We start from the raw sequence: 26,758 nt of genomic DNA, 5'->3' as shown, positions 1-26,758 counted from the left end.
ACTGCAGCGCTCCCCGACGCTCTCCAGCCGAGGCTGGCAGAATGCTCGGGTGGCAGCGCATGACTCCCTCGTGACCCTCCTCGGCTTCTCCGCCGATCCTGACCAGCTGCGCCACCTCCGCGTCCTGCCTGCCCGCAGCGCCCAGTTCGCGCCGTGGCCGCAGTGGGCCCATCCCGACCTCGTCGAGGCCTACCGCACCCTGGGCATCCACGAGCCGTACACCCATCAGGTCGCCGCGGCCGATCTCGCCCATGCCGGCACCCACGTCGTCCTCGCCACCGGCACCGCCTCCGGGAAGTCGCTTGCCTACCAGCTGCCCGCCTTGGACGCCGTCCACCGGTCCGAACTGCGCACCGCCGCACATCCGGGCCGCCTTCACGACGACGGCGCCGTCGTGCTCTACCTGTCCCCCACCAAGGCGCTCGCGGCGGACCAGCTCGCCGCGATCCGGGCGCTTCGGCTCCCGACAGTCCGGGCCGAGACCTACGACGGCGACACGGAGCAGTCGGCAAGGAGGTGGATCCGCGAGCACGCGAACGTGGTCCTGGCCAACCCGGACATGCTGCATTTCGGGATCCTGCCCAATCATGCCTGGTGGTCCTCGTTCTTCCGCCGGCTCCGCTTCGTGGTGATCGACGAGGCGCACAGCTACCGGGGGGTCTTCGGCTCCCATGTGGCAAACCTGCTCCGCCGCCTGCGCCGGATCTGCCAGCACTATGGTTCCGCCCCGACCTTCATCGGCGCCTCCGCCACCTCCGGCGACCCCGAGGCGTCGATGGGGCGGCTGGTCGGCGCCGAGGTCTGCGCCGTCACCGGGGACGGCTCTCCCCACGGCGCGACGGAGGTGGCCTTCTGGGAGCCGGCGCTGACCGAGGCGAAGGGGGAGAACGGCGCCCCCCAGCGGCGCACGGCGATCGCCGAAACCGCGGACCTCCTCGCGAACCTGGTCTCCGCGCGGGTGCGGACGATCGCTTTCATCAAGTCCCGCCGCGGAGCCGAGTCCATCTCGTCGATCGCGCAGCGGCTCCTGGACGATGTGGACCCGAGCCTTCCAGGCCGCGTGGCGGCCTACCGGTCCGGATACCTGCCGGAGGAGCGCCGGGAGCTGGAGCGTCGGCTCCGCTCGGGGGAGCTCCTCGGTGTCGCCAGCACGTCGGCGCTCGAACTCGGCATCGACATCTCGGGGCTCGACGCCGTGCTCGTCGCAGGGTGGCCGGGGACCCGCGCGTCGTTCTTCCAGCAGATCGGCCGGGCCGGCCGTTCGGGCCAGGAGGCGCTTGCCGCATTTGTCGCCAGCGACGATCCGCTGGACACCTACTTTGTCAACCATCCGGAGGCCATCTTCGACACGTCGATCGAGGCGACCGTCCTCGATCCCTCCAACCCCTACGTCCTCGGGCCCCACCTGTGCGCAGCCGCAGCGGAGAAGCCGATCGGTCCGGCCGACCTGGCCCTGTTCGGCCCCGCCGCGGAGGGGCTCCTTGCCCAGCTCGAGGCCCAGGGCTACCTCCGCCGCCGACCGTCCGGCTGGTTCTGGACCCACCCGGAAAGCGCGGCGGCGATGGTCAGCCTGCGCGCAGACGGGGGTGGCCCGGTGAGCATCATCGAGGCGGAGACCGGGCTGCTGCTGGGTTCGATGGACTCGCCTCAGACCCACTACCAGGCCCACGAGGGCGCGATCTACGTCCATCAGGGCGCGAGCTACCTCGTACGCGAGCTCAACGAGGCGGAGCACTGCGTGGTGGTCGAGAGGGTGAACCCCGACTACTACACGACGGCGCGCGACATCACGACCGTCGAGGTGATCAGCGAGCTCCGTGCGGAGCAGTGGGGCCCGGTGGGCGTGCACTTCGGCGAGGTCAGGGTGACGACTCAGGTGGTCTCCTTTCAGCGCAAGGCGCTCGTCTCGAATGAGGTCCTGGGCGAGGAGCCCCTGGACCTGGGCGCGCGCGACCTGTTCACCAAGGCCGTCTGGCTGACGGTCCCCGCGCCGACGATCGCCTCGGGCGGCCTGCTCGAGGCCCAGTTCCCGGGAGCCCTGCATGCAGCTGAGCACGCCGCAATCGGTCTCCTCCCGCTGGTGGCGGCGAGCGACCGCTGGGACGTCGGCGGCGTCTCCACGGCTCTGCACGCCGACACCGAGCAGCCGACGATCTTCGTGTACGACGGGCACCCGGGCGGCGCCGGGTTCGCGGAGCGCGGGTACGAGAGGGTCCGGGAGTGGCTCACTGCGACCCGCGAGGCCATCGAGGGCTGTGAATGCGAGGCCGGGTGCCCCTCGTGCGTCCAGAGTCCCAAGTGCGGCAACAAGAACAACCCCTTGGACAAGGCGGGGGCTGTGTCCCTGCTCGGGACGATCCTCGCCCACTCGCGTCGCCCGGAGTCGTCCGCGCAGGCCGCGCCCGCCGCAGGATAGGCCGGCAGGGGTAGGTGCGCAGTGGTAGGCGCCCAGGGGTAGATGCGCGAGGTCGGAGCGCAGCGTAGATCCGCCGGGCGAGCCCTGCTGGGGCGCGTGCTCACGGCGGGGGGCCAGCTCTGGCGCGTCCGATCGCGGGCCCCCACGGCGCCCCGGTGGTGACCTGCACGACGACGCGCACGGTGCGTCCGGCGACCTCGACCTCGCACGAGGCAATGCCTGCCCCGTTGAGGGAGGCCACGGTCCCGGCGAGCTCACACGGATTCCCGCTGCGGAGGCCGCGTTCGGCGTCGGCCGCCGCGAGGGCCGCGAGATCAGCGGCTGACGCCGCCTTGGCTGCCGAGGAGAGAGCCTGCGCGAGCGTCAGCACGGCCGCGCAGGCCGCGATCAGGAGCAGGCCCAGTCCGAGGGCAAGGACGGTGCCGGCGCCGCGCTCGCGTTCGGTTCCCCTCGGGCGCATCCTTCCGAGCCGGCCCGTCATGGGTACCCGGCCGTGGTCATCGGGGTCCCTCGAGGGCCAGGGTCGCCGAGGCCGCCACGCGCAGTCCGGCGGCGGCGGCGACCGGACCCGGCACGGCAGAAGTGACCCTGACAGTCACCGTGCCCGTGCCTGGCTCGACGGTATGCTCCGCCTCCCCTCCCGCGATGCGGCGGACCTCCTGGGCCACGGCATCTGGATCGTCTCCCCGGGCAAGCGTCCGCGCAGCCGAACGGGCGGCCTCCTCGACGCGTATCTGCGCCACGCCGGCCGACACCGCTGCGAGCAGGAGGCCGAGGAGCAGAATGACCGCCGGGATGGCCACCGCGAATTCTGCGGTGACTGCTCCCCGGAGGGACGCCGGACCTTTTCCGCGCCTGACGTCCCTCGGGGTCCTGGTCACGGCAGGGCGAGGGCGGCGCGGATGATGCCGAGCAGGAAGCCGCGGACCTCGTCGCTGCGCATGATCACCACGAGCAGCCCTGCGAAGGCCACAGCGCCCAGAGTGGCGATCGCATATTCAGCGGTCGCCATGCCGCCCTGCCCAGACATCCGCCGCGCGAGTCCGCGGGCGAGCCTCTCGAGCCTGGCCGGCCAGCGACGGCGCTGCCTGCTGGAGCGGCGGGGAGCGCCGTGGGGGCGTCGTCCTTGGGGGTCACCGGTGGACGGGCCCACCGGGGACCCCAGGCCGCGCCCAGGGCTCCGCCTGCCCGTCACCGGATACAGCTCGAAGACCCGGGCGAGGCTCCCTGCGTGCACCGGGAGCGATGCGGAGCCCCTGAGTGGTTCTGGGGCCGTGAGCGATTCTGGGCGCGGGAGTGCTTCTGGAGCCGGGCCGGCGCTGGGATCGAGCCAAGCGGTTGCCATCGCGGTGGTGGACATGGTTCCTCCTTGTGGGTGGGATCCCTCCGACTGCTGTCGGAAGGAGGTGGCGTCGGGACGCCGCCTGCCGGGAAGCGGCAGGAGTCTTCGTGGCCGGTCAGCCGGGGTGTGGATCAGGGGGCAGGAAGCATGGCGAGGAGGACGGGCACGACGCCGAGGCAGAGGAACGCCGGCAGCGAGCAGACGCCCAGGGGCACGACCAGCCGGACTCCCAGAGCGGCGGCGCGGCGTTCAAGCTCGCGGTGCCGGCGCCGGCGGATCTGGCCTGCTCTGGAGAAGAGGAGCTCGGCGGAGGGCGCGCCGGTCGCGGCGGCGAAATGCAGCGCATCCCTGATCTCACGGCCCGCCGCCGACATGTCCTGTCCCGAGGCCGGCCAGGCGTGCTCCCATGCGACGCCGAGTTCGAGGGCGGCCGCCGCTCTCCCCAGGGCCTCTGACTCGGCACCGGGAATGCGTGCCGCGACTGCCAGCGCGCGCTGCAGACTCAGTCCCGCCTGGAGCATTGCCCCCAACAGCTCCAGGAGCAGCGGGACCTCGTCGGCGCCCGAGGGGACCGACGGCGCGCCCAGGAGACGGGGTCCCGCATCGCGCGCGGAAGATTGCCGCCCATGGGAGTCCGGTGGAAGATGCAGAGGGAGTCGGAAGGTGGCCCCGCGGAGCGCGAGTGAACTCCCCAGCACCCCAGCCACGATGCCGACCGCCAGGAGGACGCTCATCGGGCCTCCGATGCGGAACGAACCAGCCGGGCTGACCACCAGCGCCCGGCAAGGGTGAGGATCGCGCCGAGCGAGAGGCAAGCGGCACCCACCGGCGTGGAGAGCAGCACCCCGACGGGATCGACTCCCATGAGGAACCCGAGACCGAGCCCTGCCACGGGGAGGACGCTGAGCACCTGCGCTGTGGCGCGGGGTCCGGCGAGGGCGACCGCGCGCGCGGCCGCCGCATCCGCGTCTGCCTCGAGGAGCGCAGCCAGCCGGTCGAGAACTCCTGCCAGCGGGCTGCCCGAGGCCTCCGCGGTCTCAATGCACGCTGCGACGCTGGTCCACGGCCCCTCCCACACCGCACTGCCACGGCTTCCCCGCCGCCGGGCAGCGGCCGCCGAACGGATCGCGTCGCCGACGGGTCGCCCGAGTTGCGCGGCGCGCGCAGCGGCCGAGAGGACGAACGCGGCCTCCCCCGCGAGCCCGTCCGCGCCCTCCGGGTCGGTGGCGCCGCCCGATGCGCTCCGGCCCGCCCGCGCTCCCCGTTCCTCGCTGGATCCCGGACGGGCGTGGCTTGCCGCGGCCTGGTGCCACATCTGGACGGGGCTGCGGCCGGCACGGAGGAGCGCCGAGAGCTGGGCCACCAGGATCGCGACGCTCTGGAGTTCCTCCGCGGGACTCGCATGCCCCGGGCCGCGCCACGGAGCCCGACCCGTAGCGACGGACGACGGGACTCCCCACCGTCTCCTCGCTGCCCTCCCGACGGCGCCATCGACGGACCACAGGGGCTTCCGCAGGCGTGCCGCTCCCGCACGGTGCTGCGCGAGCACGGCCCCCCCGAACAGGCCTATCGCGACAGCAGCGGAGGCGCCCCAGTCGCCGCTCATGCCCCCGTCTCCCCTCCGAGGCCGGCTCCGGTCAGCGCAGCGAGCGCCGGCCATCCCGGTCCGCGCCCGCACGACCGAGACTCCCCGGGTGGCCGGACGAGTGCGTCCTCGATGACGAGCACGCCGTTCTGCTCGCGGACTGCTGCGATGCTCGCGACCCTCCGCCCCGCCGCGTCGCGCTCGAGGTGGACCACGGCGTCGAGTGCGCTGGCGGCCTGCAGGGCCGTTGCCTCGGGGCCGAGCCCCGCGAGAGCGCCGAGCGCTGCGAGCCTGGCGACGACGGACCGGGCCGTGTTCGCATGGATCGTGCCTGCTCCGCTGTGGCCGGTGTTCAGGGCAGCAAGCAGCTCGCGGACCTCCGCACCCCGGCACTCGCCCACCACGAGCCAGTCCGGCCGCATCCTCAGCGCCTGCCGGACGAGGTCGGCGAGGTCCACGCTCCCGGCCCCCTCGACGTTGCCGTGGCGCGCCTCCAGGGTGACGGCATGATCGTGGTCGGGCGCCAGTTCTGCTGCGTCCTCGATGAGGACGATCCGCCCGCTCTGGGGGACAAGTCCCAAGAGGGTGCTCAGCAGTGTTGTCTTCCCCGACCCGGTGGCACCGCTGACGAGGAAGCTGCGCCGCCGCTCGACCAGGGCCTCGAGGACCCGCCGTTGGTCGGGCAGGACGGTGCCCGCATCGACGAGTTCGTCGAGGGTCAGGCTGCGTTCCCGCCGGATGCGCACGGACAGGAGCGTCCCACCTGTGGAGACGGGCGGCAGGACTGCGTGGACCCGGTATCCCTCGGGAAGCCGGACATCCACGCACGGACAGCTCTCGTCCAGTCGGCGTCCAGCGGCGGCGACGAGGCGCACGGCCAGCGAGCGCACCGCGTCCTCGGACGGGAACGAGATACGGCTCCGTTCCAGACCGCGTCCCCGGTCGAACCAGACGTCGTCCGGGGCATTGACGAAGATGTCCGTCACTGCGGGGTCGTTGGCGAGCACCTGCAGCGGGCCCAGTCCGCGCAGCTCCGCGGAGATGAGCTCGACGGCGGCAAGCGCACCGGCCGTCCCCAGCAGCCGGCCGCTGTCGTGGACGGCTGCCGCGATGCGCGCCGTCGTCACCGGACCCGGCTCCGACAGGACAGTCCGGCGCACGGAGTCGAGGAGGTCGCGGTCGATGACCCGCTGCGCCCTCATCGCCCGGCCCTCCGACCGCGTGAAGCCAGCCTCGCACCCACCGCGAGGGCCTCGCCGTCGTCCATGGGCAGGTGAGCTCCGTCCAGCACCGAGCCCGCGAGCCGGCGGAAGGCCCGGAGCCGGGAGAACTCGAGGAGGCGCCCTGCCTCCGCGGCGGCGGGAATGCCGCGGACGTGCGGCACCGTGCCCACCAGCGGGCAGTCGACCGCCTCGGCGAGCTGCTCGGCATCGATTCCCTCGGCGGGGCGTCCCCTCACCAGGACTCCCACCGGCACCGGCGGCAGCTCGTGGAGAAGCTGCGCCGCGGACAGCGCACCGCCCAGACGGCCCGGGACGACGACGAGGAGACGGTCGCACGCCCACGCGAAGTCCTCCAGTCCTTCCCGTCCCCGACCGACGTCCGCGACCACGAGGTCGAACACGGACCGCGCCGCCCCAATGGCCCCCGACACCGCCGCGGCGCCGATCCTCGCTGCCCGCTGAGGGCTCGCCGGCCAGGACAGCAGCCCCACGCCCCTGACACGGGGCAGGGCCGAACGGAGCTGCTCCGGGTTGATCGTCCCGCTCGCTGAGATCAGATCCGGCCAGTGAAGCCCTTCGGCGCCGCGCTCGCTCATCGACGCCTCAAGGCCCCCCGCCAAGCGGTCCCCGTCGACGAGGAGGACGGAAGCGCCGTCGAGCGCGGCGGCCCCGGCGATCAGAGCCGCCGCTGTGCTTGCGCCCGCTCCCCCACAGCCGCCCACCACGCCGACGACGGACCCCGATGACCGGTCCGATCCGCGGCGTCCCAGAAACTCGACTAGCCACTCGGCGGCCTCGGGCAGCTCCGCCACGTGGTCGACGCCGAGGTCCGCCGCGCGCTGCCAGAGCAGGCCGCGGTCGGACCCGCGCCCGACAAGTACCGCGGCATCCCTGCGCTGCGGCGGAAGCTCCGTCACGTCGGCACCCACGAGCACCAGGTCGGCTCGGGACCAGAGCGCCGCAGCCTCTCCCGCGGACGACGCCGCCTCGAACGCCGCGCCTGCAACCGCCGCAGCCCGCGCGCAGTCCTCCCTCAGCCTCTCGTCGGCGGTGATGCAGCACACCGCTGCGGCGGTGCCGGGGACCCATCCGCCCGGTTCCCGCCTGTCCTGCTCTTGCCTGTCCATGCCCCCAGCCTCGCGAGGCAGCGCGACCGCCGGAAGCCGGGCTACGCCTATGTGGACAACACGCCCCGACCCCCGCCTGTGGAGGAGGAAAGGAGCGGCTGATCGCGGGGAAGAATGGACGGGTGTACGAACTCGTGGCAACCACTCCGGACGGAGGCGTGGCACTGCAGAGGCTGGACCGTGCAGGCCGCCCCGTCGCCGGACCGGACGTGGTCCCACGAAGCCGCTTCCCCGCGGAGGCTGCGCGTATCGAGGCCCAGGACGGCCCGCGGTGGGTGTGGCTGCGCACCGGGGACTGGTATCCGCGGCTGCTCCACGCTGGCGTCCCCCTGGGACGGTGCCACGACCTTTCGCTCTGCGCGGCGATCCTCAGGCATTCGTCGTACGTCGCCGAAGGCCAGTACACCCCGGGTGCCGGCGTCGCCGGATCCCCTCACGGCGCCGGGGACGGGATCCCCCACCGCCTGCCCTCAGGCGCAGCGCCCTATCAGGACGCGCTCTTCGACGAGGTGCCGATCGAGAACCGGCCAGCGGGCGGCTTCGGGACTGAGCTGCTGGCCGAGGAGCTGCACAGCCAGCTGTCGGCCGTCGCCGGTTCGCCCCACAGGCCCCGCCTCGCCCTGCTCCTGGCCGCCGAATCGGCCGGGGCCCTGGCCGCCGCGGAGATGCGGCACGCCGGAGTGCCCTGGGACGCCACCGTCCACGACGCCATCCTCCGCGACCGTCTGGGGCCGCGTCCCGTGGGAACAGCCCGGCCCGCGCTGCTTGAGCAGAAGGCCCGCGAGCTCCGCTCCCTGCTGAACGCGCCTGCGCTCAACCCCGACTCGCCTCAGGAGCTCATGCGCGCCCTGCGCCGCGAGGGCATCGAGGCGCAGACAACCCGGGCGTGGGAACTCCGCAGGTACACCCACCCGGCCATCCTGCCGCTGCTGGAGTACAAGAAGATGGCTCGCCTGCTGTCCGCGCACGGCTGGGCCTGGCTCGACACGTGGGTCAGCGACGGCCGCTTCCGTCCCGACTACACGGTCGGAGGTGTCGTGACCGGGCGCTGGTCCTCGCGCGGCGGTGGCGCGATGCAGATCCCCGCAGAGGTCCGGCCAGCGGCGAAGGCACGCCCGGGCCACCGCCTGATCGTCGCCGATGCCTCTCAGCTCGAGCCGCGGATCCTGGCCGCACTCGCCGGGGACAGCGCGATGGCGGAGGCCGCACGCGACCGGGACCTCTACGCCGGGATTGCCGCGGCCGGGTTCGGCGGTGACCGGTCGCAGGCGAAGGTCGCCCTGCTCGGGGCGATCTACGGCGCCACCACGGGCGAATCGGGGCGCCTCATGCCGAAGCTCGCGCGGCTCTACCCCCGCGCGGTCGGGTTCGTCGAGAAGGCCGCGCGCGACGGCGAACGCGGCCTCACGGTCACGACGCACCTCGGCCGCAGCACACCACCGCCATCCGCGCGCTGGACGGCATCCCAGCGCACGGGCAGCGCCGAGGAGCAGCGCCGCGCTGACGCGCTCGCTCGGGAGCGGGGGCGGTTCACACGCAACTTCGTCATCCAGGGAACGGCCGCGGAGTGGGCCGAGTGCTGGATGGCGGAACTGCGCGGACGGCTGCGCGGGCTCCGCGAGCGGGGGCTCCACGCCGAGCTCACCTACTTCCTCCACGACGAGGTCATGGTCCACGCAGAAGAGGCGGCCGCCGAGGCGTGTGCGCAAGCGGTACGGGACGCAGCGCGTGCGGCAGGGAGGCTCCTGTTCCCCGGGGCGCCGGTCGAGTTCCCGCTGAGCGTCGCCGTGGTCGGCTCGTACGATCAGGCGAAATAGCGCACGCGGGCGGGACCGCGGGTCACAGCTCGAGGCGGTATTCGTGGGTGCGGTCCCACGGGACGGTCCAGCCGAGGGCGGTGAACAGCGAGTCGAGCACCATGGCGGTGAACCCCCAGACCAGCACACCGTTGACGGTGAAGCCGGGGCTCGCGAACCGGGAACCGCCCCGGTAGAACACGACCATGACCCGGTTGTCCGGGTCGAGCAGGTCCCGCACGGGGGTCCTGAAGACCTGCGCAGACTCCCGGTAGTCGACGACGTCGACCGGCGACGGCGATGCCCACCACCCGATCACCGGGGTCACGAGGAACCCGGTGTACGCCATGCCCAGGGGCGGGAGTTCACCGAGAACCTCGACGCCTGCCGGGTCCAGTCCGGTCTCCTCGACCGCTTCCCGAAGGGCGCAGGCGACGAGCGTGGCGTCCTCGGGGTCCCGGCTGCCGCCGGGGAAGGCCACCTGGCCGGGGTGGGCGTCGAGCTCCGGAGCGCGCTCGAGGAGCAGCACGTCGAGGTCGGCGGGGGCGATCGGGCGCTGGGAGACGGCAGGGACTTCGTCGAGGACGCCGAAGAGGACGAGCACCGCGGCCGAGCGGTAGTCCCCCTGGAGCGTCCGGGGGTGCCACCGCCGATCGAAGGGATCCTTCTCGCCGGCAAGGATCGCGGCCACGAGGGCCTGGAGGTCGCTGCGCGCAGTCATGGGGACACCCCCGCGGCGTCGGATTCGGTCCGCTGCCGGATGGCCGCGGCGTTGTCGGTGTTCGCGAGCATCTCGGCGTGGAGTGCTTCCTTCCCCGGGGCGAGCTCGAAGCGGAGCAGTTTCTGCGCCTTCGCGGGATCGGTCTCGCCTTCCCCAAAAGAGGGGCACAGCGTCGCCACCGCGCAGGCGCCGCAGGCGGGCCGACGCGCCAGACACACCCGGCGGCCGTGGAAGACGACCCTGTGGGAGAGCATGGTCCAGTCGCGGGGTTCGAAGAGCTCCATCACGTCGCGCTCCACCACGACGGGGTCGTCCGAGGCCGTCCACCCGAACCTCTTGGCGAGCCGCCCGAAGTGTGTATCGACCGTGATGCCGGGAACGCCGAAGGCATTGCCGAGGACGACGTTCGCCGTCTTCCGTCCCACTCCAGGAAGCGTGACCAGCTCGGCAAGCGTGCCGGGGACGACGCCGTCGAACTCGTCCACGATGCGCTGGGAGAGGGTGTGGAGGCTCTTCGCCTTGGCCCGGAAGAACCCCGTGGGACGGATGATCTCCTCGATGTCCGTCAGGTTGGCTTCAGAGAGGGACCGCGCGTCCGGGTAGCGGGCGAAGAGGACGGGCGTCACCTGGTTCACGCGAACGTCAGTGGTCTGGGCGCTCAGGACGGTGGCGACCAGAAGCTCGAACGGATTCCGGAAGTCGAGCTCTGCGTGCGCGTATGGATACTGTTCGGCGAGCACCCGGTTGATCTTCCGGGCCCGCCGCTTGAGCGCGAGCGGGGATTCGTCCGGGGTGAGGCGGCGACGCGTCGGCGCCCCCGCCAGCCGGCTCAGCCCCGCTCAATTCCGGACAGGTCGCGAAGGACTCCCACGCGCCCGTCCGTGCTCTGGACCACGAACTCGTGCCCGCGGTCCTGAAGGGCGAGGATCCATTGGCCGGGCTCGAGAGGGAACGCCGGCTGGCCAGTGGTGGGATCCACCGCAGTGCGGGGCTGGCTCACCGCGAACCAGAACGCCTCATACTGGGCCTCCGGTTCCTCATAGGCCCGGCTCGCCTCAATTCCCCGTGAACGGTCGGGCTCGTCCGCTGGCTGGCTGGACCACGCCGGGAAGACTGCGGTTGCGGGTGCCGACGCCGCAGGCTCGCCGGCGGAGCGCACGGATTCCTCCGGTTCCCGCCCGGCTCCAGGAGCCGTCGGCGCCACCGGCTCGGGCGCTGCCGGTCCCGCTGCCGCTTCGGGTGCCGCAGGCCCTGGCGCTGCCGCTCCGGATGCCGCCCGTTCCGGCGCTGCCGGTTCGACCGAGACTGGTTCGGCGACGGCGGGTTGTGGAGCGCCGTAGGCCTCGCCGTCAGCCTGCGCGTAGGTTCCCCCACCGAGGGTGGGATCCACCGATGGGGAGACGCGAGTGGGCGGCTCCGGTTCGGTAGCGAGGATCCGCGAGGCGAGGTCACCGCCGCCCGCACCCGGTGCATCCGCCGAGGCGGCGTTCGCCGGCGCGACGTCCGCCGGGGCGACCTCCGCCGGGGCGACCTCCGCCGGTGCGGCGCCGTCGGATTCCGAGGGGACACCTGCCGCATGGGAGCCGCCCTCAGCGCCGCGCCCGGCCGCGGGTCCCTGGTCCGTGTCGGGTGCAGCGATGTCGTCCGCGACGGGGGTGTCCTCGGGCAGCTCCCCGGCCGCCGACGACGCGCCGCTCGTGGACGAGGCCGCCTCGGCCGGGCGCGCCCACGCCGCTGCTGGGCGGGGAGACTCGGCAGGCGACGGCTCTGCCGCGCCTTCGGGCTCGCCCGCGTGCGAGCCCCACGCTCCGGCAGTGGCGCCCCATGCTCCGGCGGCGGCCGCGGCGGCGGCAGCACCCCCTGCAGCCGGCGCAGCACCCCCCGCCTGCACAGCACTCCCCGCCGGCACAGCACTCCCCGCCGGCACTGAGGCTCGGGGCTCGCGCGCTGCCCGGTCGTCCGACTTCCCGTGAGGGGCCTTGGGAGCGGGGCGTGCTGCGTCACGGGCCACGATGTGCGCGGGCGACTCCGGCCGGTCGGCGAAGTCCGCTGCGAACGCCGGGATCAGCCTCGCGAAGGTCGTGGAGGCCAGGAGTCCCGCGGCGCCCAGGAGGCCGACGACGGCGCCCGGCGTGAGGGTCATGACCGTGAAGACGAAGAAGTAGGAGGCGCAGAGCACAGCCGCCACGGACGCGAACTGGTCCACCGAGAGCGACCCGACCCGCAGGGGCCGGTGCGGCTCGACGCGGCGCCATGCGAAGAGGGCAGCGGCCGCCGCCGGGACGAGGAATCCGATCGCGAGAAAGAAGATGCTCTGCGAATTCCACAGGTTCAGCAGCACGGTGCGCTCGAGGAGGGGAAGGAGCGAGCCCACGAAGAGGATGAGGACACCGCCGAAGAGGGTCAGGTCGCGGACGGTGAACGGCCCGAGAACGGCCTGGCTGTGGCGCCCCTCGGACGGGCTCTTGCTGGGAACAGACATGAGTCACTCCTTCGGTCTTCCCGTTCAGCCTAGCCAAACCCCGCCGCCTCCACCTAGATGGGGCCAGCCCCGGAAGGCGACCGCTCGCCGTCGGACGCGTACCGCCCGGCGCAGGGAACGGACCGCCCAGCGCCGGAATGTGATCGACGCAACGTTCGTGCGACTCCAGCCGCGCTACTGTGGAAGCGGCAGCAGAAGTGCGCGGCGTCACATCTGGAGGCGGAAGTCCTCCGGCTGGGCAATGCGCCGGCTGGAACACGCGAGGAACGAGCCGAAAGGACATCAATGTCCCAGGAAACCGTCAAAGGAGACGCCTTCGAGAACCTGCTCCGCGAGGAGCGGCAGTTCCCGCCGTCGAAGGAGTTCGCGGCCTCCGCGAACGTCCAGGAGGGCATCTACGCAGAGGCCAACGCCGATCGCACCGCGTTCTGGGCCGATCAGGCCCGGGCCCTTCTGACGTGGTCCAAGGACTTCGAGACCGCGCTCGACTGGTCCAACCCGCCGTTCGCGAAGTGGTTCGTCGGCGGTGAGGTCAACGCCGCGTACAACGCCCTGGACCGCCACGTCGAGAACGGTCTGGGCGACCGGGTGGCCATCTACTTCGAGGGCGAGCCCGGGGACACCGAAACCATCACCTACGCCGACCTGACCGAGCGGGTCAAGCGCGCGGCGAACGCCTTCGAGTCCCTCGGGGTCACCAAGGGCGACCGGGTCGCGGTCTACCTGCCGATGATCCCCGAAGCCGTCGTGACGATGCTGGCCTGCGCCCGCATCGGCGCCGTCCACTCTGTCGTGTTCGGCGGCTTCTCCTCCGAGGCGCTGCGCTCGCGCATCGACGATGCGGAGGCCAAGCTCGTGGTCACCGCGGACGGCACCTACCGCCGTGGCAAGCCCTCCTCCCTCAAGCCGGCCGTCGACGAGGCGCTGGCCGAGGACGGCCACACCGTCCAGCACGTCGTGGTGGTCAAGCGCAACGGCCAGGACGTCGAGTGGACCGAGGGCCGGGACCTGCACTGGTCCGAGGTCATGGCCGCCGCCTCCCCCGAGCACACCGCGGTGGGCCACGATTCAGAGCACCCGCTGTTCATCCTCTACACGTCCGGCACCACGGGGAAGCCCAAGGGCATCCTGCACACCACGGGCGGCTACCTCACGCAGACCGCCTTCACCCACTCCGCGGTGTTCGACCTCAAACCGGACACGGACGTGTACTGGTGCACGGCGGACATCGGCTGGGTCACCGGCCACTCCTACGTCGCGTACGCCCCGCTCATCAACGGCGCCACGCAGGTCATGTACGAAGGCACCCCGGACTCCCCGCACCAGGGCCGCTGGTGGGAGATCGTCGAGAAGTACAAGGTCTCGATCCTCTACACCGCCCCGACGGCGATCCGCACCATGATGAAGTGGGGTCAGGACATCCCGGCCAAGTACGACCTCTCGAGCATCCGGGTGCTCGGGTCCGTGGGCGAGCCGATCAACCCCGAGGCCTGGATGTGGTACCGCGAGGTCATCGGGCACGGGAAGGCGCCCATCGTCGACACGTGGTGGCAGACCGAGACCGGCGCCATCATGGTCGCCCCGCTCCCCGGCGTGACGGCCACGAAGCCCGGCTCGGCGCAGGTCCCGCTGCCCGGCATCGCGGTGGATGTCGTGGACGAGGCCGGGCACGCGGTCCCGAACGGCCACGGGGGCTTCCTCGTGATCCGCGAGCCCTGGCCGGCCATGCTCCGCAGCATCTGGGGCGACCCGGAGCGGTTCAAGGACACCTACTGGTCCCGCTTCGAGGGCATGTACTTCGCGGGCGACGGCGCCAAGAAGGACGACGACGGCGACATCTGGCTGCTGGGCCGCGTCGACGACGTCATGAACGTCTCCGGCCACCGCCTCTCCACGACCGAGATCGAGTCTGCCCTCGTCTCCCACCCGTGGGTGGCCGAGGCCGCCGTCGTGGGCGCAGCGGACGAGACGACCGGCCAGGCCGTCGTGGCGTTCGTGATCCTGCGCGGCGAGGCGCAGATCGCCGAGGGAGAGGATCCCTCCGCTGTCCTGCGCGCCCACGTGGGCCACGAGATCGGCCCGATCGCCAAGCCGCGCCACGTCCTGGTGGTCCCCGAGCTGCCCAAGACCCGCTCGGGCAAGATCATGCGCCGCCTCCTCAAGGACGTCGCAGAGGGCCGCGATCCGGGCGACGCCACGACCCTCGCGGACCCCACGGTCATGCAGAAGATCGCCGCGGATCTGCGGAAGTAGCGCACCCCGCCAGCGCACGACGGGGGCGCCTCACCCCCCGGGGTGGGGCGCCGCCGTCGTATGGCGGGAGCGCCTAGAGTGATGCCATGACGGAAGAGACCCCCCGCGGCATGATCCTCGTGGTCAACGGACCCAACCTCAACCTCCTCGGGACGCGCGAGCCCGAGAAGTACGGGACAGACACCCTCATGGACGTCGAGCGGCTGTGTGCCGAAGCGGCCGCGGCCCACGGCCTCGAGGTCCACTGCGTGCAGTCCAACCACGAGGGCGAGATCATCGACGCGATCCACGCCGCCCGGGGAACGGCCCTGGGCCTGGTCATCAACGCCGGTGCCTACACGCACACGTCGGTCGCGATCCGGGACGCGATCACCGCGGCGCAGCTTCCGACGGTCGAGGTCCACATCACCAACGTCCACGCCCGCGAGCCCTTCCGCCACCACTCGTACCTGAGCGACATCGCCAAGGCCGTGATCGCCGGGGCGGGCGTCCTCGGGTACCGCTTCGGCATCGACTACCTCGCAGACCTCACGGATACGCGCCTTCCCGTCCAGGTCTGAACCCCGGCCGCGGCTCACTTGCGGGTGCAGGTCCCGGGCTGGACGGGCTGGCTCAGCGACGCAGCCTCCTGCGCCACCGGGCTCAGCTCCTCCATCGTGAGGGCGTAGCCGACGTCCGCCGTCGACTCGCTCTTGGCGAAGACCACCCCGGTGACGTGTCCGTCGAGGGTCAGGAGCGGGCCGCCGGAGTTGCCCTGCTGGACGTTGCCCGAGAGCTGGTACACGCGCTTGGGCACCTCGTTGGCGCCGTAGATGTCCGGGGCGAGCACCGTCGTCGTCCCCTGGACGACGGCCGGCCGCACCTGGTACGGGCCGCCGAGCGGGTAGCCGGCGAACGCCGCGGTGGTCCCCGACGGGCTGGTCGAGGTGAGCGGGAGCTGCCGCGCGCGCAGTCCGTCGACGGCGATCACGGCGAGATCCTGGACTGCGTCGAAGTACACGACGCGCCCCGTCCGCGCGCCTCCCCCCTGAACCTCGACGACGGGCTCAGACACGCCCGCCACCACGTGCGCGTTCGTGACGACACGCCCGGGCGAGACGACGAAGCCGCTGCCTGTCTGGTTCTGCCCGCACTGGTACGCGGTGCCCGTGATCCTCAGCACAGACTCCGACGCTGCCCGCAGTTCCGGGGTGTCGACCGAGTCGGGCACCGGGACCGGCTGGATCGGGCCGATGCCCTCGATGAGCTTGGGCAGGCCGTCACCGATCACGAAGGCCCGCAGCCCTGCCGCCTGCTCCTTCACGGGATCGGGCGTGAGATCGTCGATCGCGCGCACGACCTTCGAGTCGGCGATCTGCTGCGACAGGAGTGGGACACCGATGCTCGAGACCGTGAAGGCCGTCATCGAGACCACGAGGGCGGCGACGACGACGCTCACGAGCCCGCCGAGCCCACGGTCGACGGCGGTGGCCCCCTTCCAGCGGATCCCCCGCCTGACGCGGTGGCCGAGCGCGGAGCCGACGGCGTTGCCGGCCGCCATGAGCAGGACGGCGGTGATGATGATCCCCGCGACGCGCCACCCGGAGTCCACGAGCCAACCGCTCACGAGGGGCACGGCGAAGAACGCCGCGACGCCGCCCGCCACGAAGCCGAGGATCCCGCCGAGGCTCACGACGAACCCGGCCCGGATCCCGTTGGCCAGATAGCCGACAAGGACGAGCAGGAGGAGCACGTCGAGGAGGTTCACGCCGAGAAGCACCCTCGGAGTCTATCGGCGGCGCCTGAGCGCGCACTGACCGCAATAGCGGAACAGAACGCGTGGGCTTTACGTTTGCTATAGCTGTGGTGCCGCCCCATTCGGGTTCGCCGCCCCTGTGTCGCCTGCCAAGTACGTCACAAACCCGCGCGGAATCTGAAACAATGACCGCAGCGCCTGCACTGAACATCACCAGAGGAGATTGAATTGGACATCGAAGTACTGCGCCGGGCCCCCCTCTTCGCGACTCTCGACGACGACGCCTTCCGCCTGCTGACGGACGAGCTCACCGAGGTGGACCTGTCCCGCGGCGCGTCGGTGTTCCGCGAGGGCGACCAGGGCGACCAGCTCTACTTCATCGTCTCCGGAAAGGTGAAGCTCGGGCGCACCTCCCCCGACGGCCGCGAATCCCTCCTCGCCATCCTCGGCCCGGGCGAGCTGTTCGGCGAGATGGCCCTCTTCGACCCGGCTCCGCGCAACGCGACGGCCACCGCCGTCTCCGAGACCCGCCTCGCCGGCCTCAAGAACGAGTCCCTCAACGCCCTGCTCCGTTCGCGTCCCGAGGTCTCGGCCCAGCTGCTCCAGGCCCTCGCACGGCGCCTGCGGCGCACGAACGACTCGCTCTCGGACCTGGTCTTCTCCGACGTCCCGGGCCGCGTCGCCAAGGCCCTCCTGGACCTCGCGGACCGCTTCGGCCGTCCCGCGACGGACGGGGTCCTCGTGGCCCACGAGCTCACGCAGGAGGAGCTGGCCCAGCTGGTGGGCGCCTCCCGCGAGACCGTCAACAAGGCCCTCGCCGAGTTCGTCCAGCGCGGCTGGATCCGCCTCGAGGCCCGCGCCGTCGTGATCCTGGACATGCAGCGCCTCCGCCAGCGCTCGCGCTGACCGCCCGGCCGCCGACAAGACGCCGCCGCAAGGCGCCTCCGACAAGACAAGGAGCCGGTCCCCTGCAGGGGCCCGGCTCCTTGTTTCGTTGTTCGCCGGGCCCCATGCTCGGGCGAGGACGCAGCGGCGGTCAGGCCCCGCCGTCGTGGGCCACCGCGGACGGGTGCGATGCGGGGTGCGCCCCGCCGCCGTGCGGCACAGTGTGGAGCGCCTCGGTGGGCGGCGCGACCGCGCCCGGAGCCTCGACCTCGAGGAAGAGCTGGCCCGAGTCCTCGGCCAGCTGGGCCTGGTAGGTGTGGGTCGTGCGCCGGATGTTGAGGTAGGCGATGCAGCCCTTGGCCTTGGCCATCTTGGCCAGGATGATCTCCGTGGCCGGCACCAGCAGCTCGGGCAGCGGCAGCCCGCGGGTGTCCGGCTGGCCGATCTCGTCTCCGAGGGCAGGGGTCTCGCGCTCGGCGACGACCTTCCCGGCGCACACCCACTGGCCCCACACGCCCTTGCTCGGCAGCAGGGTCGGGGTCTGCCCGACCGGCAGGGTCGCGGCGAAGTAGCGCGTGTCGAAGCGGCGGTGGGCGAAGTCCGGTGTGACCCAGTGGACGAGCGGCCGCAGGAGGTCCGTGCGCAGCCCGAGTCCCCTCTTGGCGAGGAGTTGGGCGAAGGTGATCTCCTGCCCGGCGAGGGCCTCGCGGGCGCGCGTCCAGTCCGGGGTGCTCGTGCCCTCGACCACGACGGACTCGTCGGACCCAGCGAGGAGGACGCCGGATTCCTCGAAGAGCTCGCGGATGGCCGCCACGACGTGCGTGCGGGCCAGTGCGTAGTCCTCGGTGCCGAGGAGTTCGGCCCACTGCCCCACGGAGGGGCCGAACCAGTCGAAGCTGTCGAGGTCGGTGTTCTCGACCGAACCGCCGGGGAAGCCCACGACGCCGAGCGGTGACTCACCCCCGCGGTAGCTCAGCCAGGTCTCGGTCCCGTCCGCGGAGTCGCGCACGAGCGCCACGGACGAGGCGAACCGGGGTTTGCGGGGCGCGCGCTCGACCTCGTCGAGCCAGCTGCGCGCCGCGCCCTGCAGGCGCTTGGGCAGGATGAAACGGCGCCTAAGCGAAGTCGGCAATCAACTCAACCTCCACTGGGGCGTCGAGCGGCAGGACCGCGACGCCGACGGCGGAGCGGGCGTGGGTCCCCGCATCGCCGAAGACCTTGCCGAGCAGCTCCGAAGCCCCGTTGACGACCCCGGGCTGGCCGGTGAACTGCGGATCGGAGGCCACGAAGCCCACGACCTTGACGATCCGCGTGATGCGGTCGAGGTCCCCGATCTGGGCCTTGACCGCGGCAAGCGCGTTGATGATGCACAGTTCCGCGTACTTCTTCGCGTCGTCCGCCGTCACCTCGGCGCCGACCTTTCCGGTGGCGGGGAGCTGGCCGGAGACAAAGGGCAGCTGGCCGGACGTGTACACGGTCGAGCCGGTCACCACGGCGGGGACGTACGCGGCAACGGGGGCGGCCACCTCCGGCAGCGCGAGGCCGAGGTCTGCCAGACGGCGCTCGACGGCGCTGGCCACCTCGGCGTCCGTGCCGGTCTTGGATGCCTCCTGGGTCATGCCTGCTTCTCCCTCTTCATGTAGGCGACGAGCCCGTTTCCGCCGGGCCCGGGAACGACCTGGACGAGTTCCCAGCCGTCCGCGCCCCACTGGTCGAGGATCTGCTTCGTGGCGTGCACGATCAGCGGCACGGTGGCGTATTCCCAGGCGGTCATGAGGCCAGATTAGCCCCTCCCGGTAGACTGGCACACATGGCGTCTGGCAAGAACCCTGTCTTTGACACGGCCACCACCTTGGGCAAGATCCTCGCATTCCTTGGCGTGAGTGCGATCTGCGGCGTGCTCGTTGCCGGTCTCATGGTGCCCGCGGCGGCCGTCACGGGCAGTGCGGCGAACGGCTCCGTCCAGTTCTTCGACAGCCTCCCGGGCGAGCTCAAGGTGGACCAGCCGGGGCAGGTGACCCGGGTGCTCGCCGCGGACGGATCCGAGATCGCGAGCCTGTACGCGGAGAACCGGACGCGCGTCCCGCTGGACCAGATGTCGCCGAACATCAAGGACGCCATCATCGCGATCGAGGACGCGCGCTTCTACGAGCACGGCGGCGTCGACACCACCGGCATCCTGCGCGCCCTCGCGGCCAACGTCCGCGGCAGCCGCCAGGGCGCCTCGACGATCACCCAGCAGTACGTCACCAACGTGATCAACGAGTCGCTCGTGGCCCAGGGCAAGGACGCCGACGTCGTGCTCAACGGCCAGAAGGGCGTGGGCGACAAGCTGCGCGAGATGAAGCTCTCGATCGCACTCGAGAAGCAGTACTCGAAGGACCAGATCCTCGAGGGCTACCTCAACATCGTGTTCTTCAACCGCAACGCGTACGGCATCCAGGCAGCGAGCCAGTACTTCTTCTCGACGGACGCCAAGAACCTGACGATCCCGCAGGCCGCGATGCTCGCGGGGCTGGTGAACAGCCCGACGATGTACAACCCGGAGATCAACCCGGACAACGCGCTGCAGCGGCGCAACCTCGTCATCGACGCGATGCTCCAGCACGGCAAGATCAACCAGCAGCAGCACGACGAGGCCATCGCCACGCCGATCCAGCTCAAGGTCAACCCGCCGAAGCAGGGCTGCGCGTACGCGTCCCAGGCCGCGTACTTCTGCGACTACGTCCTGCACCAGATCCTCAACGACCCGGCCTACGGGGCCACCCCGGACGATCGCGAGAAGAAGGTCTTCCGTGGCGGCCTGACGATCAAGACCACCCTCGACCCGCGCCTCCAGGCCCCGGCCCAGGCCCGGGTGGACGCGACCGCCGGCGCGAACCCGGACAAGTGGGGCGCCTCGCTCCTGACCATCGAGCCGGGCACCGGCAAGGTCCTCGCGATGGCGCAGAACTCCCGGATGCTCCCGGGGCAGGGCTCCAACTTCTCGACCGTCTACAACTTCAACGTGGACCGCAAGGACGCCAACGGCAACGACATCGGAGGCGCCGGCGGGTTCCAGCCGGGCTCGACGATGAAGCCGTTCACGTTCTCCGCGTGGCTCACCGAGGGCAAGTCCGCGACGCAGACGATCGACGCGTCCCGGCGCGTCTACCCGCTGAACTACCCCTGGAAGACCACGTGCAACCGGGTCACCGGCGCCTTCAACAGCGCCGAGGAGAGCCTCGGCGCTGCCCCGACGCTGCAGAACAACGACGAGGGCTTCTACCGGTCGATGCCCATCAACTACGGCCTCTACAACTCGATCAACACCGCCACGTACGCGACGGCCGCGGGGCTGAACGACTTCTGCGACATCCAGCGGATCGCGGACGCGGTCCAGCTCCATGACGGCGAGGGCAAGGAGAAGCTGGACATGTCCACGCTCTCGAGCCTCCTCGGCCCGTACAACGTCTCCCCGATGACCATGGCGAGCGCGTTCGCGGTGTTCGCGAGCGGCGGCACCTACTGCGCCCCGATGAGCATCGCCGAAGTGACGGACGTCAAGGGCGACAAGATCGGCGGGCAGGCCCCGAGCTGCCAGCAGAACGTCATCAAGCCGGATGTCGCCAAGGGCGTGAACTTCGCGCTCCAGGACGTCCTGGTCCGCGGTTCCGGCTACCAGATCCCGAAGATCGGCGCGCCTTCGGCCGCGAAGACCGGTACGAACAACTTCAACAGCCAGACGTGGGTGCTCGGCTTTACCACGGGCCTCGTCACGGCGTCGTTCTTCGGCGAGGCGCTCCAGGATCCGAGCTCGCGTCTGGGCCGCAACGTGACGATCAACGGCAAGTTCTACCCGGTGGTGGACGGCGCGTACATCGCCGGTCCGCAGTGGGGCGACTACATGGCCCAGGTCGCCAAGCTGTACAAGACCGACCCCTTCGAGGCCCCGCCCGCCTCGATGACCGGCGGCAGCACCACGAACAGGACCACCACGTCCCCGCAGGCGTCCACGCCTGAGCAGCAGCCGGCACAGCCGCAGGCCCCCCAGCCTGCGCCGGCTCCGGCGCCCGGCGGGAACAACAGCACCAAGCGCAACAACGGCAACGGCAACGGCTAGCCGCATGCACCGCACCGCACCGCGCACGACGGCGGCCCGGCTGTCCGCGGCCACGCTCACCGGGGCTCGCCGGGCTGCGCTGGCCGCCGGGCTCTGCGCCAGTGCCGGCGCCGCGGCGGCCGCCTACGGATGGTGGGAGAAGGAGCAGTTCGTGCTCCGCGAGGAGACCGTCCCCGTCCTCCCCGCGGGCTCGCGGCCCGTCCGGGTCCTGCACCTGAGCGACATCCATTTCGTTCCCGGCCAGGAGAAGAAGGCGCGGTGGCTCTCCGGCCTGGCCGACCTCGAGCCGGACCTCGTGGTCAACACCGGGGACAACCTGAGCCACCCCGACGCGGTGGCGCCCCTGCTCGCGGCGGTCGCACCGCTGCTGCGGTTCCCCGGGGTCTTCGTTCCCGGGTCCAACGACTACTACGCCCCCGTCCTGAAGAACCCGGCCGGCTACCTCGTCGGGCCCTCGAACAGGAAGCCGCTGCCGCGGAGGATCGAGCTCGACTGGCGGCGCCTCTTCACCGGCTTCGGCGCCGGCGGGTGGATCGACCTGACGAACCGCTCCCAGTCGCTGAACCTGGACGACGTCCGCTTCGACTTCTCGGGCGTCGACGACCCCCATCTCAGGCGCGAGCGGTACGCCGACTGGCCCCGGGGAGCGTCGGGCTACGAGACGAAGCCCAACATCAGGGTCGCGGTGATCCACGCCCCATACCAGCGCGTCTTGGACCACTTCACCGACGCCGGCGCGGACCTGATCCTTGCCGGCCACACGCACGGGGGCCAGATCTGCCTCCCCGGCTTCGGCGCCCTGGTCTCCAACTGCGACCTGCCCACGTGGCGGGCCAAGGGCCTGACGCCGTGGGAGAACGACGGCCGGGTCGTGCCGCTCAACGTCTCGGGCGGCATCGGGACCTCCCGCTTCGCGCCCGTCCGCATCGCCTGCCGGCCCGAGGCCGTCCTGCTGACCCTCACCGCCCGCCCCTGACGTCGGCGCCCCCGGACCGCCGGAAACCGGTTCTCGGGCGTAGGGTAGGTACCCCCAGCTGACTTCCTCCTCCCCGGAAGGTCGTGAGCGCCGGCATGCGCCAGCAGGTCCCGCAGAGTTCGTTCATCCGTTCCATCGCCCGTCTCGGGCCGATCGTGCGCCCCATCGTCCCCCGGCTCGTCCTCGGCCTCGTCGTCGCCCTCGCCGGGGCCGCCCTCGCCCTGTCGATCCCGCAGGTGCTGCGCCGCGTCATCGACGAGCTCGTGCGCCCGGGGACCCAGCCGTCCGCCGTGTGGTGGGCGGCCGGCGTCGTGCTCGTGCTGGGCGCAGCGGAGGCGGGGATGATGGTGCTGCGCCGGCGCCTCGTGATCGAGCCGAGCGTCCGGCTCGAGCGCGAGATGCGCCTGACGATGTACGGCCACCTGCAGGACCTGCCGGTGGCCTTCCACGACCGCTGGGGCTCGGGGCAGCTTCTCTCGCGCTCGGTCGCCGACCTCGGGTTCCTGCGCCGCTGGCTCGCCTTCGGCGCGATCTTCCTCGTCGTCTCCGTCAGCACGGTGGCACTCGGGGTGGTGCTCCTGTTCTCGATCTCGTGGCAGCTGGCACTCATCTTCCTCGCCGCGGCGCTGCCCATCATGGTGTACGGGGCCGTGTTCCGCCGGCGGTTCTCCCTCGCGACACGACGCAGCCAGGACCAGGCCGGCGACCTCGCCACGACCGTCGAGGAGTCCGTGCACGGCATCCGCGTGCTCAAGGCGTTCGGCCGCGCACGGGAGGCGCTCGAGAACTTCGCGGAGCAGGCTGAGCAGCTGCGCGACACGGAGGTCGCGAAGGCCCGGCATCAGGCCCTGTTCAGCCTCGTGGTGACGCTCCTGCCCGAGCTCGCCCTCGGCGCCGGGCTCGTGACCGGGATCTGGCTGGCCTCCACGGGGCAGATCTCGATCGGGTCCCTCGCGGCCTTCTTCGCCACGGCCGCCGCCGTCGCGCAGCCGGTCGAGGCCAGCGGCATGCTCGTGGGCATGGCGCTCACCGCGAAGACGGCCGTGGACCGGCACTTCGAGGTCATGGACGCGCGCCGCACCGTCATCGACCCTGCGGAACCGGTGCACCTTCCGTCCCCCCGCGGTGCGCTCACCTTCCGTGGGGTGCGGTTCGGTTTCGCGCACGACGGCGCCGCCCGGCCAGGCGCGGACGGGACCGAGGCGGGAGCCGGCCCGTCCGGGGAGGTGCTTCGCGGCGTCGACCTCGAGGTACGTGCGGGCGAGACGATGGCGCTCGTCGGGGCGACGGGCTCCGGGAAGAGCACCCTCCTGCAGCTCGTCCCGCGGCTCTACGACGTGACCGGCGGCGCCGTGGAGATCGACGGCGTCGACGTCCGCCGGCTGCCGCTCGCGGAACTGCGGAGCCTGGTCGCCGTGGCGTTCGAGGACACGATCCTCTTCTCCTCCTCGGTGCGGGACAACGTCCTGCTCGGGGCCCCGGTGCGGGAAGGGCCCGAGGCGGAGGCCGCGCTCGAGGAGGCGCTCGAGGTCGCCCAGGCCCAGTTCGCGCACTCGCTCCCAGATGGCCTCGCGACGACGATCGGCGAGGAAGGGCTGAGCCTCTCGGGCGGCCAACGGCAGCGCATCGCGCTGGCGAGGGCCATCGCGGCCAAGCCTGCGGTGCTCGTCCTCGATGACCCGCTCTCCGCACTGGACGTCGCCACCGAGGAGCGCGTCTCGGCACGCCTGCGTGACGCCCTCGCCCACGTGACGACCCTCATCGTGGCCCACCGGCCCTCGACAGTTGCCCTCGCGGACCGCGTCGCGCTCCTGCGCGACGGCGTGGTCGAGGACGTGGGGACCCACACGGAGCTGCTCGGGCGCAGCGCCCACTACCGCTGGGTCATCGCGAGCCTTCCGGCAGGACCGCGCGACCTGGACGGCCGCGCGGACCCGGACCTCGACGAGACGCTGGAGGAGGCACGATGAGCCACGGGACAGGCGCGGGGCACGGGCAGCCGCGGCGGCCGGTTGGCCGCGGCACCGCGTCGGAAGACGCCGTCGACCTGTCCCGGGAGGAGAGCCGCGCCGCGCGGCGGCGCTCGCTCAGGCTCCTCGGCGACCTCATCCGGCCCGTGCGGACCCGGCTGTGGGCGACACTCGCGATGGTCGTCGTCTCGCAGGCGGCGCGGGCCACCGGCCCGGCGCTCATCGCGTTCGGGATCGACCGCGCACTCCCTGCCCTCGCGGCCGGGGACTCCGCGCCCGTCTGGCTCGCGGGGGGCGGCTACCTTGCCGCCGCGCTCACGACGGCGCTGCTCACCGCGGGCTACGTCACCTCCACCGCGAGGATGAGCCAGAGCATGCTCCTCGACCTGCGTGTGCGGGTGTTCCGGCACACCCAGCGGCTGAGCCTGGACTTCCACGAGTCGTACACCTCGGGGCGGATCATCTCCCGCCAGACCTCCGACCTCGAGGCCCTTCGCGAGCTCCTGGACTCGGGGGTGAGCGCGCTCGCGTCAGGGCTGCTGTTCATGGGCTTCACGGCCGTGACCGTCTTCCTGCTCGACTGGCGCTCGGGGCTGATCATGCTCGGCGCCGCGGTCCCCATGGCGCTGCTGGCCCGCTGGTACCAGATCCGCTCGCAGCGGGCCTTCCGGGCGTCGCGGGTGGTGTCGGCGCGGCTGATCGTGCACTTCGTGGAGACGATGACGGGGATCCGCGCCGTCAAGGCGTTCCGGAAGGAGCGCGAGAACGCGGACGTGTACGGGCGGCTCGCCGACGACTATGCCGGCGTGACCCTCCGCTCGATCAGGCTGCACGGGGTGTTCCAGCCGGGCCTCGTGCTGATCGGGAATGTGACGGTCGCGGTGGTGCTCCTGGTCGCGGGGTTCCGTGTGCTCGGGGGAAGCCTCGAGGTCGGCGTGCTCCTCGCCGTCGTGCTCTCCACGAAGCGGTTCTTCGCCCCGCTGGAGCAGATGGCGATGTTCTACAACTCCTTCCAGAGCGCCCAGGCCGCCCTCGAGAAGGTGTCGGGACTGCTCGAGGAGGTCCCGACCGTCCAGCCGCCCCCCGACCCGGTCCCCCTCCCCCAGGCCCGCGGCGACATCGCGTTCGAGTCGGTCGCATTCGCCTACGGCCAGGGTCCCGAGGTCCTGCCGGAGTTCTCGATGCGGATCCCCGCCGGGCAGACCGTCGCGCTCGTCGGCGCGACCGGGGCGGGGAAGTCGACCCTCGCCAAACTCGTGGCCCGGTTCTACGACCCCGCGGCAGGCTCCGTGACGCTCGACGGCGTCGACCTCCGGAGGCTCTCGACGCGGGACCTGCGCCGGGCGGTGGTCATGGTCACCCAGGAGGCGTTCCTCTTCTCGGGCTCCGTCGCGGACAACATCGCGCTCGGCCGGCCCGAGGCGTCCCGGACCGAGATCGAGCAGGCGGCCCGCGCCGTCGGCGCCCACGACTTCATCGCCGCCCTCCCCGAGGGCTACGACACGGACGTGACCAAGCGCGGCGGCCGCGTCTCGGCGGGGCAGCGGCAGCTCATCTCGTTCGCGCGGGCGGTGCTCGCGGACCCCGCCGTGCTCATCCTCGACGAGGCCACGAGCTCACTCGATATCCCCTCGGAGCGGCTCGTCCAAGCCGGGCTGGCGCGGCTGCTGGACGGTAGCCCGCACGACGGCGCCCGCTCGCCCGCGGCAGGCGGCGGGAGTCCGGCGGCACCCGCAGCCCGGACGGCGATCATCATCGCGCACCGGCTCTCGACGGTGGAGATCGCCGACCGGGTGCTCGTCATGGAGGGGGGACGGATTGTCGAGGACGGCTCCCCCGCAGACCTCCTTTCGGGCGGCAGCCGCTTCGCAGCGCTTCACGGCGCGTGGCGCGACTCGCTCGTCTGACCCCCGCGGGACCCCCTCACGGCAGGGCTGGTCGATTTCGCCTTCGGGGGCGAATCGGGTACTCTGGATGAGTTGCTCCGGGGAGACCCGGGGGACGGATCGGGATGTAGCGCAGCTTGGTAGCGCGCTTCGTTCGGGACGAAGAGGTCGCAGGTTCAAATCCTGTCATCCCGACCACAGAGAGGCCCCGCAGCCAGAGCTGCGGGGCCTTTCGCATGCCCGGATCGCGCCCGAAGAC

The 26,758-nt window shown here is 71.9% G+C and carries 23 protein-coding genes and 1 tRNA gene; 10 read left to right on the top strand and 14 right to left on the bottom strand.

Translation table 11 applies throughout. From position 1 onward, the window contains the following. The first annotated feature begins 49 nt into the window (after positions 1 to 49). Entirely contained in the window at positions 50 to 2,416 is a 2,367-nt protein-coding gene (locus ABD298_RS14060; protein ID WP_344300367.1) for a DEAD/DEAH box helicase, read from the top strand. 100 nt (positions 2,417 to 2,516) lie between these two features. On the opposite strand, the gene ABD298_RS14055 is transcribed toward ABD298_RS14060, so the two are convergent. The 7 genes from ABD298_RS14055 to ssd all read right to left on the bottom strand — a co-directional run bounded on the left by ABD298_RS14055 (position 2,517) and on the right by ssd (position 7,693). Continuing rightward, a complete protein-coding gene (locus ABD298_RS14055; protein ID WP_344300365.1) occupies positions 2,517 to 2,876 on the bottom strand; it encodes an Rv3654c family TadE-like protein in 360 nt (119 codons plus the stop codon). 37 nt (positions 2,877 to 2,913) lie between these two features. After that, positions 2,914 to 3,219, bottom strand: a complete 306-nt coding sequence (locus tag ABD298_RS14050) for a TadE family type IV pilus minor pilin (protein WP_486387591.1) — start codon at positions 3,217 to 3,219, stop codon at positions 2,914 to 2,916. A 74-nt stretch (positions 3,220 to 3,293) separates the two neighbouring features. Further along, entirely contained in the window at positions 3,294 to 3,428 is a 135-nt protein-coding gene (locus tag ABD298_RS14045) for a DUF4244 domain-containing protein (RefSeq protein ID WP_425564431.1), read from the bottom strand. Positions 3,429 to 3,889: 461 nt separating this feature from the next. Then, positions 3,890 to 4,492 (bottom strand): type II secretion system F family protein, encoded by a 603-nt coding sequence (locus ABD298_RS14040; protein WP_344300361.1) that lies wholly within the window; start codon positions 4,490 to 4,492, stop codon positions 3,890 to 3,892. Then, positions 4,489 to 5,364 carry a type II secretion system F family protein gene (locus ABD298_RS14035; RefSeq protein WP_344300360.1) on the bottom strand — a complete coding sequence of 292 codons (876 nt, stop codon included), beginning with the start codon at positions 5,362 to 5,364 and terminating at the stop codon, positions 4,489 to 4,491. Before ABD298_RS14035 ends, ABD298_RS14040 begins: the two co-directional genes overlap by 4 nt. Next, positions 5,361 to 6,545: a TadA family conjugal transfer-associated ATPase gene (locus ABD298_RS14030; protein WP_344300359.1), complete on the bottom strand. Its 1,185-nt coding sequence runs from the start codon at positions 6,543 to 6,545 to the stop codon at positions 5,361 to 5,363. The genes ABD298_RS14035 and ABD298_RS14030 overlap by 4 nt, the downstream gene beginning before the upstream one ends. After that, complete coding sequence (gene ssd, locus ABD298_RS14025) at positions 6,542 to 7,693, bottom strand: septum site-determining protein Ssd (RefSeq protein ID WP_344300358.1); 1,152 nt, start codon at positions 7,691 to 7,693, stop codon at positions 6,542 to 6,544. The genes ABD298_RS14030 and ssd overlap by 4 nt, the downstream gene beginning before the upstream one ends. A 158-nt stretch (positions 7,694 to 7,851) precedes the next feature. Here ssd and ABD298_RS14020 point away from each other — a divergent pair, with 158 nt between their 5' ends. Then, positions 7,852 to 9,510, top strand: coding sequence for a bifunctional 3'-5' exonuclease/DNA polymerase (locus ABD298_RS14020; protein WP_425564428.1), 1,659 nt, complete (start codon positions 7,852 to 7,854; stop codon positions 9,508 to 9,510). 22 nt (positions 9,511 to 9,532) lie between these two features. On the opposite strand, the gene ABD298_RS14015 is transcribed toward ABD298_RS14020, so the two are convergent. The 3 genes from ABD298_RS14015 to ABD298_RS14005 are packed head-to-tail and all read right to left on the bottom strand — an operon-like array spanning position 9,533 to position 12,692. Further along, positions 9,533 to 10,210 carry an NUDIX hydrolase gene (locus ABD298_RS14015; protein WP_344300356.1) on the bottom strand — a complete coding sequence of 226 codons (678 nt, stop codon included), beginning with the start codon at positions 10,208 to 10,210 and terminating at the stop codon, positions 9,533 to 9,535. Further along, a complete protein-coding gene (gene nth, locus ABD298_RS14010; protein ID WP_425564435.1) occupies positions 10,207 to 11,043 on the bottom strand; it encodes an endonuclease III in 837 nt (278 codons plus the stop codon). Before nth ends, ABD298_RS14015 begins: the two co-directional genes overlap by 4 nt. After that, a complete protein-coding gene (locus ABD298_RS14005; protein ID WP_344300355.1) occupies positions 11,040 to 12,692 on the bottom strand; it encodes a hypothetical protein in 1,653 nt (550 codons plus the stop codon). Before ABD298_RS14005 ends, nth begins: the two co-directional genes overlap by 4 nt. Before the next feature lie 285 nt (positions 12,693 to 12,977). Here ABD298_RS14005 and acs point away from each other — a divergent pair, with 285 nt between their 5' ends. Both acs and aroQ read left to right on the top strand, forming a co-directional pair. Continuing rightward, positions 12,978 to 14,945, top strand: coding sequence for an acetate--CoA ligase (acs, locus tag ABD298_RS14000; protein WP_344300354.1), 1,968 nt, complete (start codon positions 12,978 to 12,980; stop codon positions 14,943 to 14,945). 86 nt (positions 14,946 to 15,031) lie between these two features. Then, the gene (gene aroQ, locus ABD298_RS13995; protein WP_344300353.1) at positions 15,032 to 15,505 is read left to right on the top strand and encodes a type II 3-dehydroquinate dehydratase; all 474 of its coding nucleotides are present in this window, start codon (positions 15,032 to 15,034) and stop codon (positions 15,503 to 15,505) included. Positions 15,506 to 15,519: 14 nt separating this feature from the next. On the opposite strand, the gene ABD298_RS13990 is transcribed toward aroQ, so the two are convergent. Continuing rightward, positions 15,520 to 16,704: a MarP family serine protease gene (locus ABD298_RS13990; RefSeq protein ID WP_344300352.1), complete on the bottom strand. Its 1,185-nt coding sequence runs from the start codon at positions 16,702 to 16,704 to the stop codon at positions 15,520 to 15,522. Positions 16,705 to 16,908: 204 nt separating this feature from the next. Between ABD298_RS13990 and ABD298_RS13985 the strand changes: the two genes are divergently transcribed. After that, positions 16,909 to 17,586 carry a Crp/Fnr family transcriptional regulator gene (locus ABD298_RS13985; RefSeq protein ID WP_208710340.1) on the top strand — a complete coding sequence of 226 codons (678 nt, stop codon included), beginning with the start codon at positions 16,909 to 16,911 and terminating at the stop codon, positions 17,584 to 17,586. A 130-nt stretch (positions 17,587 to 17,716) separates the two neighbouring features. On the opposite strand, the gene ABD298_RS13980 is transcribed toward ABD298_RS13985, so the two are convergent. The 3 genes from ABD298_RS13980 to sp36 are packed head-to-tail and all read right to left on the bottom strand — an operon-like array spanning position 17,717 to position 19,339. Then, complete coding sequence (locus tag ABD298_RS13980; RefSeq protein ID WP_344300351.1) at positions 17,717 to 18,697, bottom strand: NUDIX hydrolase; 981 nt, start codon at positions 18,695 to 18,697, stop codon at positions 17,717 to 17,719. Next, entirely contained in the window at positions 18,681 to 19,184 is a 504-nt protein-coding gene (locus ABD298_RS13975) for a RidA family protein (protein WP_344300350.1), read from the bottom strand. The genes ABD298_RS13980 and ABD298_RS13975 overlap by 17 nt, the downstream gene beginning before the upstream one ends. Continuing rightward, entirely contained in the window at positions 19,181 to 19,339 is a 159-nt protein-coding gene (sp36, locus tag ABD298_RS13970; protein ID WP_208710342.1) for a Sp36 family protein, read from the bottom strand. The genes ABD298_RS13975 and sp36 overlap by 4 nt, the downstream gene beginning before the upstream one ends. A 36-nt stretch (positions 19,340 to 19,375) precedes the next feature. Between sp36 and ABD298_RS13965 the strand changes: the two genes are divergently transcribed. The 5 genes from ABD298_RS13965 (at position 19,376) to ABD298_RS13945 (ending at position 26,697) form a co-directional block, all read left to right on the top strand. Further along, positions 19,376 to 21,667 carry a transglycosylase domain-containing protein gene (locus tag ABD298_RS13965; protein ID WP_344300349.1) on the top strand — a complete coding sequence of 764 codons (2,292 nt, stop codon included), beginning with the start codon at positions 19,376 to 19,378 and terminating at the stop codon, positions 21,665 to 21,667. A gap of 4 nt (positions 21,668 to 21,671) precedes the next feature. Continuing rightward, complete coding sequence (locus ABD298_RS13960; RefSeq protein ID WP_344300348.1) at positions 21,672 to 22,643, top strand: metallophosphoesterase; 972 nt, start codon at positions 21,672 to 21,674, stop codon at positions 22,641 to 22,643. 95 nt (positions 22,644 to 22,738) lie between these two features. Then, entirely contained in the window at positions 22,739 to 24,613 is a 1,875-nt protein-coding gene (locus tag ABD298_RS13955; protein ID WP_344300442.1) for an ABC transporter ATP-binding protein, read from the top strand. Then, positions 24,610 to 26,520, top strand: a complete 1,911-nt coding sequence (locus ABD298_RS13950; protein WP_344300347.1) for an ABC transporter ATP-binding protein — start codon at positions 24,610 to 24,612, stop codon at positions 26,518 to 26,520. Before ABD298_RS13955 ends, ABD298_RS13950 begins: the two co-directional genes overlap by 4 nt. Positions 26,521 to 26,620: 100 nt before the next feature. Continuing rightward, positions 26,621 to 26,697, top strand: a tRNA-Pro gene (locus tag ABD298_RS13945). Positions 26,698 to 26,758 lie beyond the last annotated feature (61 nt).

Origin of the sequence: Sinomonas flava, from assembly GCF_039531875.1 — a bacterium.
Taxonomy (GTDB): domain Bacteria; phylum Actinomycetota; class Actinomycetes; order Actinomycetales; family Micrococcaceae; genus Sinomonas; species Sinomonas flava.
The sequence above is the reverse complement of the archived record's forward strand: the minus strand, read 5'-3'. Positions and strand labels throughout refer to the sequence as shown.